Source organism: Flavobacterium salmonis (assembly GCF_903819435.1).
Classification (GTDB): domain Bacteria; phylum Bacteroidota; class Bacteroidia; order Flavobacteriales; family Flavobacteriaceae; genus Flavobacterium; species Flavobacterium chungangense.
Genome location: NZ_CAIJDP010000090.1, coordinates 50,927 through 70,477, shown reverse-complemented (window position 1 = coordinate 70,477; position 19,551 = coordinate 50,927). Strand labels below are relative to the sequence as shown.

General features: G+C 32.1%; 16 protein-coding genes. 10 read left to right on the top strand and 6 right to left on the bottom strand.

Translation table 11 applies throughout. The features are described 5' to 3' along the window. The first annotated feature begins 13 nt into the window (after positions 1–13). From FLACHUCJ7_RS23915 to FLACHUCJ7_RS23875, 9 genes are all read left to right on the top strand, one after another. The gene (locus tag FLACHUCJ7_RS23915) at positions 14–868 is read left to right on the top strand and encodes an EamA family transporter (protein WP_180910814.1); all 855 of its coding nucleotides are present in this window, start codon (positions 14–16) and stop codon (positions 866–868) included. Positions 869–1,332: 464 nt separating this feature from the next. Beyond that, positions 1,333–2,619 (top strand): Glu/Leu/Phe/Val family dehydrogenase, encoded by a 1,287-nt coding sequence (locus FLACHUCJ7_RS23910; RefSeq protein WP_180910813.1) that lies wholly within the window; start codon positions 1,333–1,335, stop codon positions 2,617–2,619. A gap of 139 nt (positions 2,620–2,758) precedes the next feature. After that, positions 2,759–3,982, top strand: coding sequence for a sterol desaturase family protein (locus FLACHUCJ7_RS23905; RefSeq protein ID WP_180910812.1), 1,224 nt, complete (start codon positions 2,759–2,761; stop codon positions 3,980–3,982). 295 nt (positions 3,983–4,277) lie between these two features. Beyond that, the gene (locus FLACHUCJ7_RS23900) at positions 4,278–5,375 is read left to right on the top strand and encodes a hypothetical protein (protein WP_180910811.1); all 1,098 of its coding nucleotides are present in this window, start codon (positions 4,278–4,280) and stop codon (positions 5,373–5,375) included. A gap of 41 nt (positions 5,376–5,416) precedes the next feature. Next, complete coding sequence (locus tag FLACHUCJ7_RS23895) at positions 5,417–6,895, top strand: T9SS type A sorting domain-containing protein (RefSeq protein ID WP_180910810.1); 1,479 nt, start codon at positions 5,417–5,419, stop codon at positions 6,893–6,895. A gap of 5 nt (positions 6,896–6,900) precedes the next feature. After that, positions 6,901–8,613 (top strand): hypothetical protein, encoded by a 1,713-nt coding sequence (locus tag FLACHUCJ7_RS23890; RefSeq protein ID WP_180910809.1) that lies wholly within the window; start codon positions 6,901–6,903, stop codon positions 8,611–8,613. Continuing rightward, positions 8,603–9,088, top strand: a complete 486-nt coding sequence (locus FLACHUCJ7_RS23885) for a hypothetical protein (protein WP_180910808.1) — start codon at positions 8,603–8,605, stop codon at positions 9,086–9,088. The genes FLACHUCJ7_RS23890 and FLACHUCJ7_RS23885 overlap by 11 nt, the downstream gene beginning before the upstream one ends. 422 nt (positions 9,089–9,510) lie before the next feature. Beyond that, positions 9,511–11,043, top strand: a complete 1,533-nt coding sequence (locus FLACHUCJ7_RS23880; protein ID WP_180910807.1) for a transglutaminase-like domain-containing protein — start codon at positions 9,511–9,513, stop codon at positions 11,041–11,043. Positions 11,044–11,102: 59 nt separating this feature from the next. Continuing rightward, positions 11,103–12,914, top strand: a complete 1,812-nt coding sequence (locus FLACHUCJ7_RS23875; RefSeq protein WP_180910806.1) for an O-antigen ligase family protein — start codon at positions 11,103–11,105, stop codon at positions 12,912–12,914. Between the two features lie 164 nt (positions 12,915–13,078). Here FLACHUCJ7_RS23875 and FLACHUCJ7_RS23870 read toward each other — a convergent pair whose 3' ends face one another. The 3 genes from FLACHUCJ7_RS23870 to FLACHUCJ7_RS23860 form a co-directional block, all read right to left on the bottom strand. Continuing rightward, on the bottom strand, positions 13,079–13,513 hold the full coding sequence (locus FLACHUCJ7_RS23870) for a DUF6526 family protein (protein ID WP_180910805.1): 435 nt from the start codon (positions 13,511–13,513) through the stop codon (positions 13,079–13,081). A gap of 81 nt (positions 13,514–13,594) precedes the next feature. Beyond that, on the bottom strand, positions 13,595–14,182 hold the full coding sequence (locus FLACHUCJ7_RS23865; RefSeq protein ID WP_180910804.1) for a DUF4142 domain-containing protein: 588 nt from the start codon (positions 14,180–14,182) through the stop codon (positions 13,595–13,597). A 92-nt stretch (positions 14,183–14,274) separates the two neighbouring features. Beyond that, positions 14,275–14,763 (bottom strand): DNA-deoxyinosine glycosylase, encoded by a 489-nt coding sequence (locus FLACHUCJ7_RS23860; protein ID WP_180910803.1) that lies wholly within the window; start codon positions 14,761–14,763, stop codon positions 14,275–14,277. Positions 14,764–14,933: 170 nt separating this feature from the next. On the opposite strand from FLACHUCJ7_RS23860, the gene FLACHUCJ7_RS23855 reads away from it, so the two are divergent. Continuing rightward, a complete protein-coding gene (locus FLACHUCJ7_RS23855) occupies positions 14,934–15,959 on the top strand; it encodes a helix-turn-helix domain-containing protein (protein ID WP_180910802.1) in 1,026 nt (341 codons plus the stop codon). A 116-nt stretch (positions 15,960–16,075) separates the two neighbouring features. Here the strand turns inward: FLACHUCJ7_RS23855 and FLACHUCJ7_RS23850 are convergent, their stop codons facing one another. From FLACHUCJ7_RS23850 to FLACHUCJ7_RS23840, 3 genes are all read right to left on the bottom strand, one after another. Beyond that, a complete protein-coding gene (locus tag FLACHUCJ7_RS23850) occupies positions 16,076–17,554 on the bottom strand; it encodes a serine hydrolase (RefSeq protein WP_180910801.1) in 1,479 nt (492 codons plus the stop codon). Between the two features lie 98 nt (positions 17,555–17,652). Next, the gene (locus FLACHUCJ7_RS23845) at positions 17,653–18,225 is read right to left on the bottom strand and encodes a helix-turn-helix domain-containing protein (RefSeq protein ID WP_180910800.1); all 573 of its coding nucleotides are present in this window, start codon (positions 18,223–18,225) and stop codon (positions 17,653–17,655) included. A gap of 124 nt (positions 18,226–18,349) precedes the next feature. Further along, positions 18,350–19,549 carry an NAD(P)/FAD-dependent oxidoreductase gene (locus FLACHUCJ7_RS23840; protein WP_180910799.1) on the bottom strand — a complete coding sequence of 400 codons (1,200 nt, stop codon included), beginning with the start codon at positions 19,547–19,549 and terminating at the stop codon, positions 18,350–18,352. Positions 19,550–19,551: the final 2 nt, after the last annotated feature.

Below are 19,551 nucleotides of genomic sequence, written 5' to 3'. Positions count from 1 at the left end.
TAAAAATAGTAATATGTTATTTCTGGTTTTAAGTATCATTTGCAGTGTGACAGTTGGTGTCATTTTTAAAATAACACGTAATTACAATTGCAATCCGGCTCAGATAATTACTTTCAATTATGTATTTGCACTACTATTTTGTTATTTTTCGTTTACTCCAAGTCTGGTTGAGGTTACCACAAACGCTCCGTGGAATATTTATTTGGCAGTCGGTTTTCTGCTGCCTGTTGTTTTTTTGTTTTTAGCAATATCCATTAAACATATGGGAATTGTAAAAACAGATGCTGCTCAACGATTATCACTCTTTATTCCAATACTGGCTGCCTGGTTTATTTTTAAGGAAGAATTCAATCTTTATAAGTTAGTTGGACTTGTAACTGGTTTTTTTGCACTTTTACTCATTTTAAGAAAACCAACCCAAAATGAGCAGAATAAATGGCTTTATCCGGCCATAGTTTTATGCGGTTTTGGTTTAATTGATGTTCTTTTTAAACAAATTGCACTCTATAACGCTTTACCTTACACAACTTCATTATTTGTTGTTTTTTGTATTGCTTTGTTGGTTTCTACATTTGTGGCTGTTTATATGTATTTTTCCAAAAATGTAAAATTTGATTCTAAAAATATTCTTTTTGGAGCACTGGTAGGGCTTTTTAATTTTGGAAACATACTATTTTATCTTAAAGCACATAAAGCATTTTCTGAAAATCCGTCGACAGTTTTTGCCGGAATGAATATGGGGGTTATTGTTTTAGGAACTCTTGTCGGTCTCTTTTTTTTCAGGGAAAAATTATCTAAAACCAATTTTATTGGGGTCATTTTAGCCTTAATTGCAATTTTTTTCATTGTTTTTTCTCAAATAAGGTAAAATTTATTCTCTTGTAAGAGTTTGATTTACAAGGCTTTTGTAAATATTTTTGTTTTTTTTAAATAAACTCTATCAATTCTATAGAATTTATAAAATATATTTATAAATTTGCCATAACAATGAAGAACTATAGCCAACATATGATGTCTTTCAATTGCAGCTCCACGATGTGCTGTATGTTGAATCATGTCTTGAAATGGTGTTAATAGAGAAAGTACTTGTTAGTTATTTTTTTTTTAGCCTTTCATACCCGTGAAAGGCTTTTTTTAGAATTTATTTAAAAACATAGATATGAGATCAAATAAATACACCAATACACTGATGCAATGCTGTCTGATGAAAATCCCATGTCGCAGCTACAGTAATTAGAGACAGGAAAACGTAAATATCTTTTGTCCATAACAGAAGACTTTAAAATATAAAATTTCAAAATCAATTGAATAAAATCTTAAACCTAAAAAAATATGAGCCTAGAAATAATTAAACAGAATCCTTTTCAGTCTATGATTGATCGTTTTAATATCGCAGCCGATATTTTAAACCTTGATGATTCGATCATACAGAAATTACAAAAACCGGAAAAACAAATTGTTGTAAATTTTTCGATTACACTTGACAATGGTAAAATTCAAAATTTTGAAGGCTACAGGGTGATTCATAATACAGCGTTAGGACCATCAAAAGGGGGAATACGTTATGATAAAGCTGTAAACCTTGATGAGGTAAAAGCACTGGCAGCCTGGATGACTTGGAAATCTGCTGTAACCGGAATTCCGTTTGGAGGAGCAAAAGGCGGAATTATTTGCGACCCCAGAGAGCATTCAAAAACAGAATTAGAAAAAATTACAAGAGCGTATACAAAAGCATTATCTGATATTTTTGGTCCGGAAAAAGATGTTCCTGCACCGGATATGGGAACAGGTCCGGACGAAATGGGCTGGCTAATGGATGAGTTTTCTTTAGTACACGGAAAAACGATTCATGCTGTGGTAACAGGAAAACATTTGCATTCAGGAGGTTCCTTGGGAAGGGTAGAAGCAACAGGAAAAGGGGTAAGTATCATTACGCTTCTGGCACTGCAAAAATTAAAATTAAGACCGGCCAGATCTTCAGTTGCTATTCAGGGATTTGGAAATGTTGGATTACATTCAGCTTTATTTTTATATGAAAAAGGATTAAAAGTGGTTGCCGTAAGTGATGTTTCTGAAGCGTTTTATAATCCGGAAGGACTTAATATTCCGGAACTGATTTTGTATTATAACCTCAACAATAAGAGTATCAAAGGCTATCCAAATTCCGTTGCGATCAAACATGAAGAGTTATTGCTTTTGGATGTTGATGTGCTGATTCCTGCTGCGAAAGAAGATGTAATTACACAAAAAAACGCAGGTGATATCAAGGCAAAAATAATCATAGAAGGTGCTAATGGCCCTGTTTCGTCTGATGCTGATAAAATTCTGCATGATAATAATGTACTGGTTGTTCCGGATATTTTGGCGAATGCAGGTGGGGTAACAGTTTCATACTTCGAATGGCTTCAGAACTCGCTTTTGGAATCCTGGAGAATCCATCAAATTAACAAGCGACTGGAAGATATTTTAGAAAAAGGTTTTGAAACTGTTTTCAGAGTTGCAGCAAAACATAACGTTACGCCTCGTATCGCTGCCTATATTATTGCTTTGCAAAAAGTTGCCGACACACAGTCGGTAAAAGATATAGCCTTAGAAGCGTCAAAATACAAACAGAACTAAGAATTATACATAATAAGAAAAGAATTTTTTATTAATGGAATGTCTGACAGACAGTTAAAATCAATTAATGAAAATTTCTTTTCTTTCATTAACAGAATTGAAAATAAGTTGTTTAGAGTCAAAAAATAATTTTTAAAAAATGGAACATATTAATTTTCTTGCGTTTGCAATGCCTGCGTTTTTCATTTTTTTATTTTTGGAATATAAGCTGATACAGCGCAGAAAAAAACCGGAGATTTTCAATTACGAAAGCTCGGTTTCGAATATTAGTATTGGTATTGCAGAAAGATTAATCAATCTTTTTATTGCTGCAAGTTTTTATCAGTTGTATTATTTTATTTATAACAATTACAGGCTGTTGGATATTCCGAGCAATATTTTTGTATGGTTTGCCTTAATTCTTGCAACTGATTTTGTGTGGTATTGGTATCACAGGCTTGGGCATGAAGTTAATTTTTTCTGGGCGGCACATATTGTACATCACCATAGCGAAGAGTTTAACTTTACTGCTGCTGCCAGAATTACTACTTTTCAGGCTGTCGTAAGAACTGGTTTTTGGTGTGTTCTTCCGCTTGTCGGGTTTCATCCGGCTATGGTTATTACTATGCTTATTGTGCATGGAGCCTATTCATTTTTTACCCATACACAACTTATCGGTAAAATAAAATGGCTGGAATATGTTTTTGTAACACCTTCCATTCACGGGGTGCATCACGCCTCTGACGAAAAATATTTAGATAAGAATTACGGAGATATGTTTACTTTTTGGGACCGTATTTTTGGAACTTTTCAAGAAGAGGAGGAGAAACCAAAATACGGTTTAACCCATCCGTTAAAAAGCTATAGTTTTCTGTGGCAGCATACTCATTATTACTTCGAGATTTATGAATTATGGAAACGCTCAAAAGGTTTTAAAGCAAGATGGAAAGCTGTTTTTGGTAGTCCTGCACATATGGATCAGGATATTAGGCCAACATTAGAAAAACGATTTTTGCAGGATAAAAGCAATCCGCATCAAAGATTGCGATTTAGAAATTACCTTTATATTCAATTAGGAATCTGTACTTTGATTCTAACTGTTTTTACTTATTATTTTAATCTTTTAAATGGGATTGATAAAGTCTTTGTATTGGCATTTATCCTAATCACATTAGTGAATTGCGGTGCTTTACTGGAACAGCGAAAATGGATGTATTATCTGGAATATGGCCGAATTTTTATTGTAACAACCTATTTTTTATATGAAGAAGACTTAACTTCATTCTTCTTTATTCCATTAGCCATTATGATTTTTGTAGAACAGTTGTTCTCGCTTAGTAAACGTTATCAAAATGTGGTACTTCAATTGGATAATTCAGAGTAGAAAGCACAAGCATTATATATTTCACCGCATGATTTTTAATCTTGCGGTTTTTTTATGCTTTTATTTATTGTAGTTTCAAGATGCCTTTTGTTTGCGAGAGAGTTTTTTTATGACTTTACTTCTTAATTTTTCTATTTAAAAATAATAAAATCTGACTATTTTGCAATAAATGCTATTATATTTTGATAGAATACTATTGCGTTTTGATTAAATAATACTACATACTGATGTTTCTTGCGGTTATTTTTGATGAAAATTTTTACAAAAAATAACTACCTGCAATTTCCAGTATTTCATGATTAAAAAACTACCTCTTCTATTTCTTGTCTTATTTTTATTTCAAATTGAATTCGCTTTTAGCCAGACAAATACAAATAATCTGATCGATAGTTTTGTAGCTACGATGGAAAATGCCGGTTTATCAAAAAGCCAAATTACCAAAGTTAAAGACTTACTAATAGAAAGAGACAGGATTATTGCTGAAGACGCAAAACAACAAAATGAACTGAAAGCTAAATATCCCGTTCCCTTTCGTGATGATGAAATTACCGAGGAATACAATAATAAGCAATTCATTCTGTCATTATCCAAACTGATTACAATCGAGCAATTCGGAAGAATATTTTTTCCTCAGTTAGAATATCGCATTGACAGGATTACTGCTGAAAAATGGCAATTAGCCAAAGAAAAATACACGCTTACAAAAGAGCAGGAAAAAAAGTACCGGAATTTACTTTATGAAAATACCAAAAAAGAAATCTTTGTGCGGGAATACTATAGCTATGATAAAGATTTGTCATGGAATACCTATACCGAAGAAAAAATAAAATCTTCCAATAAAGAATTTGACCTGATAAAAAGTTTTGGACAGCTCTATTCTAAAAATTCAAAAACAGATGCTTTAATCAAAAAGCTTACAGATGCTAAAATCGACACCGAGAGAATAAACCAGATTTTACTCGCATTGCAGATCTTTCAGGAACGCAACGATAAAAGACTGAAGACATGGAGAGAAAATGATGGAGCCAATATTTTTAATTTTCATGATCCGGGCGATGACGAATACGCCATCTATCTGGAGTTTCGCGAAAAATTATCCAAAACATTAAAAATAGAAGAATTCAAAACTGTTTTTGTATCCCAGATGCAGAACAGGATCAATCGGGATAGCGAAAAAGAATTTCAAACCTTAAAAAGTGCTTACAAGCTTACCGATCAGCAGTATGATGAGATTCAAAAGCTGGTGTTAGAAAAAAATACCGAAAAAATAGTAACCGAAGAATACTATAAATACAGCTACGAATTGTATCAGCAAAAATTACGCGCTGTAGAATACCGTCATGAAAAAGGAATCAGGGAAACCATTCAAAAATTTAATTCCCTGAAATCCTAAACTCTTTACCCATTACCATTAAATAAACTTCAAACCAAAATATGAAAAAAACAATACTCGTTATTCTCTTACTGATTATTTGTCACGTCTCTTTTTCGCAGGATATCGGCATAAACTATGTGAATTACATCAGTAAAAATATAGTTGACATAGGAGAAAATCAAAAGGATTTTAAATCTTTAGCTGAAATTGAAGCGTGTGCGGATCTGGGCGATGCCAATTGCCTGAATATTTTAGGGCTGCTGTACAAACAAGGCCTTGGGGTGCAGAAAAACGAAGAAAAAACTTTTGAGCTGGTGATGGAAGCCGCAAAAAAAGAGTTTCCTGCTGCCGAATACAATATCGGGAGATTTTATATGATTGGCCTTGGCTGTGATATTGATTTTGATAAAGCCAGGTACTGGCTAACCATAGCTGCAGACCACGGAAACCAGCGTGCAGCCTATGCCCTTGGCTATATGTATTTTAAAGGATTTGGATTTGCCCAGGATTATAAAACTGCCGTATCCTGGTTTGAATTGTCACCATGGCCTATGGCAAAACATTATTTAGGATTATGCTATTATTTTGGGTACGGAGTTGAAAAAGATGAAGACAAAGCCATTTTATATTTTTCTCAAAGCCATACAACCAACAGCGATATGCTTTTAAAACATATTACTGAAAATGTAAAAGAAAGTGTTGCCGCCAGCCTAGCAAAAGAAATTGGCGAAACAGAAACCAAAACCAATACAGCCATTGCAAAAGAAGCAATTGACAAAACAACAGAGAAATCAGACAACACAGAACCGGTTGCTTCAAAAAAAGAGTTAAAACCAAAATACTTTAACGGAAAATGGAAAGGCAAACTGGTAGAATTAGACTGGTCAAAAAAAGAAATAGTGAGGGTTTTGCCTTTGTCGTGTGAGTTTACCGCCGAAGATAACAATGTGCATTATAAATGGAACTTTAACAATGAAACTGCCGAAAGTACTGCAATTCTGGAAGACAATGCTTTGTATTTTGACAAACTGAACATGACTTTTGATATGCCGTATTCTGAAAATCCTAATTCGAATATTTTGGTTTCGCAATTATTATCCTCCCAAATGGAATTTAAAACAGTAAATAAAAAAGTCTATTTAACAGGCAGCCTTCAAACGTTTACAGAGGAATGGCAGGAACCCGGGCCGCCAATGCATATCATCCTGAAACAAACAGAAGAAGGGGATGGCGACGACCTGACCGCCGAAGAACTGCTGGCTTTAACCGACCAGAAAGAGCATTTTATTACCCTGTATCCTAACCCTTTTGTCAATGATGTTCTGATAGAATACGAACTCGAAAACGATGCCACTGTAAATGTTGGTGTATATGACTTTTCTGGAAATAATACTACCATAACCTTACAAAAAGAAACCCTTCAAAAACAGGGTAAACATCAATATAATTTAGACGGTACTACACTAAAATCCGGAATGTATATTGTACGTGTGGGCGTAGGAAACGAAATGCACTCCAGAATACTAATTAAAAACTAAAAACCATGCAAAAAACTATCTATATTTGTCTGATGACATTATTTTTCTCATTATCTGCTTTCGCCTATGGTTATGATGAATATGGGGGAAATTCAGGCTGGAATAGTGCTTCCTTTGGTAGTCCTGTAAACAATACCGGCGGTATGACCGCAGGGGGTAATTTCTGGTCTACAAATGTTTCTTCTATGATAGACAGGAATGGTGCTGTCACAAACAATTTTGACTACTATAGTCCTAGATATTATGTTGGAAGCGGAGGGAATACTCAGCAACAAGACGATACAAATTGGCAAACTGCACCTTCTATAATGGATTATGAACAACGTGCTGGAGACGTAATTAATATGTACTGGTTACACGAAACTACCAATCCCAGTTCGCCACTCGTACTGGATGCGAATGGAAACGCACAATTTGGGTTTATCATAACAAATGGAGGCAGTATCATGCAGCCGACAAATGAGTATACAGGATATACTCCGGCGCAAATCAATAATGCGATTATGGGTATTGGGAACTACGATCCTAATCCTCCTGTTAAGCCTTATTTTTCATATAACAACTATAATAGCACTAACAACACTAATACAGTGACTGTATATGAGGCCACACCAACAGGACCAGTAGTTGTAGACTCTAAGGTTATTGTAACTTATAACGATATTCCCAGAGTAGGAATATTAGGTTTCACTGCACAACCCCCTCCTGAGTTTTATGCAGCTGGACAATTGTTAAATAAAACAACTTTAACATTAAGCGAAACACATCAATTTATTGAAAATTACATAGATCGTATCTTTGCAGATGTTGATGGTCCTACAGGAAGAGTTGCGCAAATAAAAAATGCTATTGCTAAATATGCTAATAGTCTTTCAGATGAGCAAAAACCTTATGCTGAAGAAATCGTTATCGCAGACAAGTATAGTCTTGTGATAGATGGAAGCCCTCTAGCATCAAATCCATTTGTAGATGGTAAAAATTATGTTTTTGACTCAAATGGTTACCCAAAGGCTGCTGGAGCTGATGGAAAGTTAATTCAAATAGAAATAGATGGGGTAAAGAAATTGCCTTCTGAACTTGACGCTAATAACACTAGTCAACGAATGATTCTAACTAGAATCGCTATATTTTTAGCTCAAAAGATTAATGCTCCTGTTGGGTCACATTTTGCTACAGGAAAACACCCAAAACCTAATCAATTAAGTTCAAATGTGCCTGCATTTACCTCGCCCATAGCTCCCTATTTGATAGTATTAAATATGAGAGGAGGCAAGTATTCAGAAGATCTGGATAATATTTATAGCTTTACCCATATCGTAGTACATGAACTAGGTCATCAATATAATAAAAAACACGATATTGAGTCTAACGTAAAAACACACATAGATGTTTATATAGATGCAATGGAAACCACATCATTTAAATTATCGCCTCCAGAATTTAAGTTATCTATAGTTAAATCCTTAGCAAATTATATTTGGAATATGGATAAAAAACCAGGCTACTATCTAAGTGAAATCCAAGACAGAATTATTAGATTTAATAGTAACGCAATACATAATGGAGGGTATAAAATTGAAGCACCGAAAGATCCTGAAAATTTAGGACATATATTATTTAAAAAAGGGGAACTTAATAATAACAATTTAAAAGTATACAACCCTGAAACAGGTCAAAATGAAAATTTTACAATTAATTTCTTAGCAGATGAAAAATAAAATTCACTTATTATTCTTATTAGCAATTTTTATAAGTTGCAGTAGGACAAAAACAATCGAAGAAGTTTTAATCGCCAAACCAAATGATTATTGGATATATTATAGCCCTTATTCAGGTGGCTATACATATTATAAATTTGGTGAAGATAAAATAAGTCAGAGATATGAAAGAGACAGTAAAAATAAGTTTTATAAATATGAAGGAGAAGGAGACGTGATGGAAACACCTCAAAAATGGAGCGTATCTCAAGACAGTATTTTAAGATTTAAAGGTTTTGTATATGATGTGGTTAGCTACAATGAGGAGGTGGTAGTTTTATATTATAAAATCGAAGATAATAAAGAAGGCAATTTTGTTTTTTTGACAAAAGAAAAAACAAATAAACCTATAAATTATCCAGGTTTTTATCTTGACAGAAGAGTCAATCATCCAGAAAAGTATAAGGTTCCTTATTCATGGTGGATCTCTAAGTGAGGCACACAAGGGGATTTACTATTATTTGATTAAAAATTATACAATTAAATCATTTCTAAAAAAAATGAATAAAATATGTTATTAAATAAAGATTAGAACTTGTTTTGTAGCAAGTCTATTATCAATGCTATCTATTCTTTCATAATCTAAAAAAATAAAAATAAAATTCAAGGATGAACTTTGAAAAAAAATAAGTAAGAGTTCGTTAAAAAAATAGCTTGACCTATTCAAATCAAAAAAAGTATTTTTAAAACTGGTTAGCATTTAGCGAACCAGTTTTTTTTAAAATAAAATTATAGTAATTAAAGCTGAGATTTGAGTTATAAGTTAAATCCAAAAATCAATTAATTCTCTTGAATTGTAAATACTATTAGACAATAACAAGATTTTTTTTTCATAATCAAATTTATTTTAATTAGAACATGTGTTTAATAAAAACCCTAGCCATCATTTTATTTTTAAGTTTAATTTCTACAACTGTTGGTACCTCTCAAATTAAAAATACAGGGGTAACAAAAGTTCCAAAATTTGCCGAAGTTTTAGACTATTTTCATAAAAAAGGAGATAAAGAACAATACGATGCTGCTGTGTTTTTGGTGACTAATATGCCTATACATTATGCAGAAGATAATATATGGCTTGATAAAAATGGAAAAGAAACTTCTTTTAAAGTAACAAACTATAAAGACATCGAACAGGCCACTATAGTCTTTAACAAACAGAAAGACAGTATCGGAATGATTTCCAGAAATACAGTCATCAGAGACACTGATGTCATTAAAAGTGGGTTGTTGATTAAAAATATAGAAATGGCCTTTAAATCATGGAAAGAAAACCCATGGTCTAAAAGCTATGATTTTAAGACATTCTGTGAGTACATTTTGCCTTACCGCAGTTTAACGGAGCCAATGCAGGACTGGAGACCTGAATACCAGTCCAGCTTCGAAAAACTGTCAACAGGAATGGCTGACCCTAATGATCCGGTTGAATTGGCTTCTAACATAATAAACAATATAAAACACTTTGATTTTGTACTAAAACGTTTTGATCCTAAACCGCTTTTAGGCGCAACAGATTTATTATTCTGGCGTGAAGGCAATTGTCCGGATTTGGCCAATGTGGCAATTTTCGCCAACAGGTCTTTAGGTATAGCAACCACGTTTGATTATACCCCGCATTATGCCGCTTCTTCGAACAGACATTTCTGGAATACCGTTATCGACAATAAAGGCGTTCATATCCCTTTTAACGGGAATCAGGATTTGCCCTATTCTTATAACGCTGTGGCTAAAAGATTAGGCAAAGTATTCAGGGTTACATTTTCAGAACAAAAAGGAAACTTAACTACTATAATCCCTGAAAATGAAATCCCGGATGATTTTTTGAAAAGCAAAAATATTTTGGATGTCACATCAGAGTATGTAGAAGTTAGCGATATTAGCTATTCTTTTAATCCGCAGGTGACTTCAAGGGTAAGTTATATCAATGTTTTTAACAGAGGCAACTGGAGACCACTGGACTGGGCGAAAATAAATAATAAAATTGCCGTCTATAAAAATATGGGAAGGGACATTGTTTATTTGCCGGGTGTTGTGGTATCAGGAAAAATGGTTTTCGAAAAATACCCGGTCCTGCTGGACCAAAAAGGTATAAAAACAATTTTAAAACCCGATATGTTGAATTCATTTTCTCCAACATTGTCCAGAGAAAATGAATACAAAAGCAAGTACACCGATAACAATCCTTTTCAGATTATAAAAGGAGAAAAATACAGAATCATGGTTTGGGATGGAGACTGGCGTTTTGTAGAAGAACAAATTGCCTCAGATGACAATAAAATCACTTTTAAAAGATTGCCAAAAAACGGGTTGTTTTTAATGTTTCCCTTAAAACCGAATTTTTATGAAAGAATATTTACTATTGATCCCAAAACAAATTTAATAACGTGGTATTAAAAGGCTGCATCATGTCGGGCGATTTTTTTGGCTATGAATTTTTATCAACCATTTTCTAAATGATGAAATCCAACATATCAAATCTAAAGGATACTCTTGCAGGAATAATCGATTCTTGTTTTATTATTTTAGTTTTTGTACTTCCGTTTGTATCTTATCCGTTTATTTTAAATTCTAATAAAACCGGTAAGGAATTGTTTTTCGTAACCGTAGTTTTTGCATGGCTTTTTTTTAAAGCATTGAAAGGTTTTAAAAATAAAACACTTAATATCCATACAGCCGATTTAATGATGCTGCTGTTCTTTTCGTATGTCATTATACATTTTTTTATTTTTTCGTATTACGATTTCCTTTACAATCAATTTTGGGTATTTACAGGTTACATCGCATTGTTTTATTTATTTCGGTTAAGTTTGGATAACAAAAACAAACCAGGTGCTTCTTTTGATTTTATCATAAAACTTATTTGGTTTTCTTGTTTTGCAGAGTCTATTATTGCATTGCTGCAAAAAACGGATTATCTCAATGCAGGAAATGAATATTTCCAGGTGGTAGGTACCTTTATCAATCCCAATTTTTTAGGCGTGTATATGGTTACAGGCCTTATCATTACATTATATCAGTTTCTCTTTTTGGGACTTAAGAATAGCATCGCCAAATTGCTCCTGCTGTTAAGTGCTTTATTGATGTTGTATATTTTATATTTAACTGATTCGCGGGCTTCATGGATTTCATTAGTGGTTGGCGTTTTGTTTTTGTTATGTACTTCTTCAAAAAGCTTTACATTTCTAAAGGCAAATAAAAAGAAGGCAATAATGCTAATTTCAGCCCTGTTTTTTGTAGGTGTTTCAGGTTCATATTTTTTATATCAGCTGAACAAAGATTCTGTTGACGGAAGAACTTTAATCAGAAAAATTACAATTTCAGAGATTAAAGAAAAGCCCGTTTTTGGTAACGGAATTTTTAATTTTCCTGGAATTTATAATAATTCAAAAGCGGAATATTTTAATAAGCAACAACGTTCATGGGCTGAAATTAAAGTAGCCAATTACGTATCTACTGCTTTTAATGATTACCTTCAAATCCTTTTTGAAATAGGTTTTTTTGGTTTTGTTTTGCTGGGACTCCTGTTGTTTGTGATTATCCGAAAAACTGAACTTAATCCTAAAACGAGATTAGGACTCACTTTTGTTGTCATTTTTGCTTTTTTAGGATTGTTTACATCAGTATTATACAACCCGACAGCGATCGTCTTATTGGTTTTGGGATTGTCTCTTTTAGTTGTTTATGGAGGTAATAAAAAAGAAATGTTAACCATTACAAATCCTTTTTATATAAAAAGTATAAACATTAGTTTTATAATTGTGTCTTTCTTAATTACTGCACTTTTTTATGTAAAAACCCAAACATTAATTGATTTTAAAATTGTGTCAGATAGTGGAAACCAAAAGTTTTATTATAAGATAAGTGACAATAAAATGAGACTCATTGAAGACGATCCCTTTATTGAATTTAAATTTGGATTTGAAAAATTTCATGAAGGGGAATCCATTAAGGGAATTTTCATGATGGAAAATTCAGTTAAGAAATCACCGATTCCAGATGCAAACGTCGTTTTGTCAAATTTATATCTCCAGCAGAAAAAAATCCTAAACGCAGAAAAATTATTATTGTTGAATGTAGGTATAGAACCTTTTAGATTTGAACCACGTGAAAGCCTTCTTAAATTTTACATAGAAAATAAGAAGTTTGGAAAATCTTTTAAGACTGCAAATGAAATAATCAATCTGCCTATAAAAATTGAATCTAAAAAAGCTCATTTATATAAAGAAAATGCGAGGAAAATAATTTCCAGATATGACTTAGATTAATGACACTAATATGATTTATAATTATGAAGCGGATCAGATTAGAAAAACACACTGACTATCTTACGTTTTTTAATTAAGCAGTAAAACGATTATAAATGTTTAGTAAAATTTCTAAACAAAATATTTGTCAATATTGTTGGATATTGGATATGTTTTACTCCTTTTTATACCCTGTAATAATCCCCCTTCCAATTTACAATAGCTTGTTTGATGGCATCGCCGGATAGATTTTCTGCAAGGGCACGATCAATTAAAGATAAAAACTCAGTGTCTGAAGCAAATCGAAAAGCAAAAAGCTGGTCTTCAGTAAATTTATATTCAATAGTTTCAAATCTGGTTCCGGTAAGTACAAAGTAGCGATACCGAAGTTCAAGTTTAACGATTCTGTTTTGTAAAATCAAAGCATAATGCTGGCGCAGCATAAAGGCGAGACAAAAAAGGAATATAAAAATCACGGTTATAAATCCCCATAAAAGTTTCTCAGCAGTTGTAAATGCAAAGTAAATTGCAAAAAGCATGAACATTATCAAAATTGGATAATATACAAAATGATGCGGTGGGTAAAACCGTATATGATTTTTGTAAGATTGTGTTTTCATAATTATTTTCTTGTAAATCTAAAAAAAGCTATCCTAAAATAGAATAGCTTTTTAACCTAAATAAATCTAAAGTAACCAATTTTATTTTTTATCTAAATCCTGCTTAAGTTGTTTAGCATGTTGAAGATGTGCAGTCAAAGAGGCAACATTATTTGAAGCCCATGTTTTTATTTCTGGATCGTTTGCTTTTTCTGCGGCTTTAGTGAATTTATCGATTGCTTTTTCGTGACCGTCAATCATCATATCGGCAAATTTTTTGTCAAAATCGACACCAGATTTTTCATTTAGTTTATTATATTCTTCTTTTCCTTCTTCAGTAATTGAAGTTGGTAATGAAAAATTTTTGCTGTCTGCAATAGTTTTTACTTCTCCGGCTGACTTTGTATGTTCGTCTACCAGCATTTTACCAAATTTTTTGACTTCGGCATTTGTACTTTTAGTTTGAGCAAGTTTTCCAATTTCGATTTCAGCCAGATTTATTTCTGTTGCATCAACTAAAAATTCAGAATCATCTTCTTTTGAATCAATGCTGTCAAATTTAGCTTCATTTTGGTCTTCAGCAACTTCTTTTGGATCTTCTTGTTTTGATTCATTTTTACAAGAATTTAAACTCAATAACAAAATTCCTGTTCCTAAAACTACTTTGCTTATTAAAAGTATCTTTTTCATAATTTATATGTTTAAAATTTATAATGATAAAATTATTTAAACATCTGCCTGATATTTTACATTTTGAATTCATAATGTTATATCATTCAAACCTATATAAATTCTTTGATGGTTTTCCATTCATTCAACTTTGCGTCAAATGATTTGCCGGCGTTGGCAGGACTTGTTGAAGGCATGGTTATAAAATGATAATCAGTGGTTTTTAATGAAACATGTTTTTTAAAAAAAGATGCTGCCTTCTGTCCGTTAAAAACAATAGTTTTAATATTGGGATTTTGCTTAAAAAAAAGTTCAAAATCATTTGTGATTTCATTTTTAATAGCACTGTCCAGACTTCCAATTCTATCACAAAATTGCAAAACATCCCATAAGGCGATTTTATTTTTCAGTAAAAGGGTCTTTCTCATTTTATAATCAGTAGAGAAGTCTTCCTCCAAAATTTCAAACATAAATCGCCAGAAATTATTTCTTATATGACCATAATACTGTTGTATTTCAAGTGATTTTGTACCGGGCATTGTTCCTAAAATCAGAATTGTTGCATTGGGTTGAGCAATTGGAGCAAAAGAAAAACTTTTCATATTTAAACGAATAAGAGAATGTTATAGAAGTAATTATAAAACAAAACTCAAAAATTATATAACATAATTAATGGTGTTCTGAACGAATTTTGTAGTTCAGATTTTTTTCAATTAAAATAATGAATCTGTTTTGTTGACTAAAGATATATTTAAAATTTAAATCCGCCCAAATGAAAATAGTAACTATACATAACGATAAGATTAAAAATATATTTGAAGAACTAACATTAAGCTTAGGAGGAAAAATAATTTTTGATTCAGACGAATATGCCTTAGAAGTCAGCAATAATTTTGCCAAAGGCAGCATTGTAGGATCCTCTTTCAGTGATTCAGTTTCCTGTTTACAGTTTGATATGACTTTTTCTGAAGATGTAAAAATCAGTATTGGGAATCCGGATATTTCGCCAGTTTATTTTGCTTATTGTTCTAAGGGAAGTTTATCACATAGTTTTGGAATGTCCGGAGTTGAAAGAAAGTTAAAAAAATTTCAGACTGCTATAGTTTCATCAAAGCAAAAAGAAGATAATATTTTATTTTTCGACAAAAACACCAATACCAGAGTTACTTTAATTGTAGTAGGAACTGAAAATGCTGATACATCTGAAAATAATTTTTTCAATTTTAAAGTAAAAGAAACTTTCTTTGAAAAAAACAGGGATGGAAATTTTTTCTATCTCGGTTCATATAATTTGAAAATAGCAGAAAAAATAGAACAATTAAATGCTGTTACCCAAACCGGAATTGTTCGGAATTTGTTGAAAGAAGGTATTTTGAAAATTATTCTGGCAATGGAGATTCAGCAACATTCTGATGATATGAATAATTGTTTGAAAGAAACAAACTGCCTTACTCTAAAGGAAATGGAAGAAATAAAAAAACTTTCAGATCTTATAAAAGAAACTCCCGAAGAGCAATTTACCATTAAATCGCTTAGCAAGAAATCAGGTTTATCACCAAACAAACTACAAGAAGGTTTTAAAATGATTCATGACAGAACGGTCAATGATTTTATTACTCATATGCGAATATTAAAAGCCGAAATTTTAATTAAAAATTCAGATTTAAATATTTCCGAAATAGTGTATTGCATTGGTTTTACAAGCAGAAGTTATTTTTCTAAAATCTTCAAGCAAAAATTCAACTGTAGTCCAAAAGAATATAAATTCAATCAAAATCAGTTCGCTATTACCGCATAACTACTTTTTTCCCCAATTAGAATTATCTAAAAATTAACCCTGGTCTAATAATTCAATCAGGGTTAATTTTTAATGCATTGTAGTTTTAAAATGGTCAAAAAATTATGAGTAGTTTTTTATTTTGTTTCGATGTCAAATATTTTTTGTCCTTTATCTCCTAAATAATGTTTTAGTAAAGGTTCATATAAGTTACCACCTGTGTCCGAATTGGTAAAAATCAAGAGGCCTTGTTTTGTCTTTGGAAGAATAAATACAATTGTTTGAACACCATAGTCAGAACCTCCGTGAGATAATACATATTCCTGATTGCCCAAATCATAAATTTCAAATCCCAAACCAAAATGTTTTCCTTTTGTAGTTGCTGTCTGAGGTGAATTCATTTCATTAAAAACTTCTTTAGAGAGTCCCTCTGCGTTCATTACATTTACTAAAAAGTTTCCGTAATCTCCAATTGTAGTTAATAAGTCGTCTGCTGCATTTGGTGTTTTGTTTTTTACTGTTTCATAAGCATTACCCTCTTTATCATAGCCAACAGCAAGTCTTGATACATCTACATTTTTATCCCAGATATATTTTGTATCAGCCATATTTAGTGGTTTGAAAATGATTTGATAGGCTAATTCCTGAAGTGATTTTTTGAATTTTTTTTCTAAAGCTTTTCTCAAATATTCCATTCCTTCACCTGAATATTGATATTTTGTTCCAGGCTCAAACTCAAAACCAAGTTTTTTATCTTCGTTCATCCATCGCCAATTTGAAAAACCTGTCTGATGGCTCAAAATAAGCCTTGTTGTAAGTTTTTTATTTCTCGGGTCGTTTGCAATATCCGGGTCAGTCCAATATTTATAAATAGGTTCATCTAGTTTCCATTTCCCTAAACTCACCAATTTTAAGGCAACTATTGCAGTAACAGGCTTGGTTAAAGAAGCTACGTTAAAAATAGTATTGTAGGGTGCAGAGATACCTTTTGTAATTTCTCCAAAAACCTTTATTTGTTTCAGTTTTCCATTTTCAATAATTCCTAATCCTAATGTTGGTACTTTATTATTTTTCAGCCATTTTTCAATTTCGGTATCGTTATCAAAAATTGGTTTTTTTATTCGTTTATTTTCATATGGCTGATGATCAAAACTAAATGATACAGCTAATTTCCATATACCATCTTCTAATTTCCAAAGATTACTGAATTTTGCAATTCCGCTTTGAGTTTCCCGTTTTTCAGAAAACAGATGTTCTCCATTATGCACCGCTCCATAGAGTATTCCATTTTTATAAAGCGGAAAAATCTGCGTACTTTCCTTTACTAAAGTTCTTTTTACCTGACGAGTTTCAGGACTTTTGCAAAGCCCGTTTTTTAGATCAGAAAGAAATTTTGCTTTATCAGAAAAGCCGTCTTTGTCATGGTAAAATTTTAGATTTTCACTCAACAAAATTTCGAACTGTTTTATATCACAGGTATTAAAACCAATATTGAATAGTAAACTGTCTTTTGACAGGATTGTTTTATAGATAGCTGAATTTTTGTCAACCTGAGCTTTACTGTTTAGACTAAAAATAAAAGCAACGATAATGCTTAAGAGAATTTTTTTTGCCATAATAAATTTTGTATAATTATTTTTGACAAAGGTTAAAAACTCCTCTTTGCAGACCTAAAATTCTACCCGACAATAACCCGACAATAATCCGACAGGATTTATATCATGTTGAAATTCAGTTTGTAATGAAGCTTTTTGGTCTTGTCGATTTCTATTGCATTCCGAAGAACAATAAATACATTAGACAAAGCAATAAGTATCATTAGGATTAAAGTAAACTTGTGGCCAAGTTTCAAAAAAATGCCTGTCATAAACACAATAGGTGCTAAAATTGTCCAAACGATTTGAATTGAAATGAGTTGTTTTGATAAAACGTTTTTTTGTTTCATCGTAAACATCAAAACTAACGGAATAATAATATTTAACGGTGGAGTTATAATAAATGGAATTGAAGACAGGTTGATTAATTTTAGATACGAATAGTTCACCGGAATAGATTCTTCTGAGTTTTGCTTTTCTTCTGCAATTTGTGCAATGTTTTGTTTTGACTCTGTGCTAAGTAATTTGTTTTCTTCTACTTGCAATACTTTTGCCAGCATACGAAGGGTATAGCCTTTGGGATTTTTTCCTGTTTCAATACGTTGAATAGTTCTTACCGAAATTCCTGATTTTTCAGATAATTCTTCCTGAGTCAGATTGTGTGATTCTCTTATTACTTTAAGTTTTGACATACGATGGCTATTACTGTTAACAGCAGTTTGTTCTTTTTATTAATCAATCAGATAAATGTAACTGATTTGAATTACAAAAATAAAAATTTACGGTTTATAGTATCAGGACAATCCTCAGCAAATTTTACCTGCCAAACCTGTAATATTCCAAATCAGGATTTTCTTTGTCTTTGATAGAGTCCATAATCGAATTCATTGCCATTATGCTAAAAGTGATGCCGTTACCGCCAAATCCCAAAATATAGTGTTCGTTTTTATCAGGATCCGGTTTCCCAAAATAAGGCAGACCGTCTTTAGTTTCGCCAAATGTTCCAGCCCAGGAGTAATCTATCTTGAAATTGATTCTTGGAAATTTTTTTTGAAATTTATTTAAAAGAAACTTCTCCTTTTTTGGTAGAAATTTGTCTCGTTTTTTTGGGTCTTTAAAATCTTCATCGCCACCGCCCATTATTATTCGATTGTCAGTAGTCGACCTAAAGTATAAATAAGGTTTAGAAGTATCCCAAAAAACAGCATTTTTAAATATACTTGATAAATTAGGAATACTTTCAGATGCTATAACATACGTACTTTTTAGGTTTACGACTTTTTCTGTAAGTGTTTCGGTGCTTTCGTAACCGCTGCAATGTATGATATGATCAGCAACAATATTATATTTATTTTCGGTTTGTGCAATCATCTTACCGTTTAAATCCTTGGTTGATGTTATATTGGTACGATCAAAAATTTTCATTCCGTTTTCTCTGCAATAAACAAATAAATCGTGCGCAAACCTATACGGATCCAGAACAGCCGCAGTATTAGATTCGATAGCTGCGAGAGCATTTAATCCAAATTTTTCCAAATCCCATCTTTCTAGCCAATTTACATCAAAGCCATACTTTTTTCTTGCAATAAATTCATTTTTTAGAAAAGGAAGGTCTTTTTTAAAAGAACAAAAATAAATACTCTTTTTAAATTCAAATTGGCAGTCACTTTTTATATCATCAATAATGCTTCTTAAATCGAAAATTGCTTTTTTTCCGTTTTTATAGCTGTCAACGGCACATTCTACACCTCTTAAGTTTATTAGCTCATGCAGAGGAACATCAATTTCATATTGAAGCAAGGCCGTACTTGCTGCAGTACTGCCATTAGCTATATCACGTCGGTCGACAAGTACTACCTTTTTTCCTTCATTAATAAGTTTATAAGCGATTAATGCTCCAGTAATTCCACCTCCAATAATTAAAATTTGCGTATTTATATCTGAATCTATGGATGGATAACTCGTATCCATTGCATGTTTTAGTGGCCAGAAACTTTCTGTTGAACGTAATTTCATGT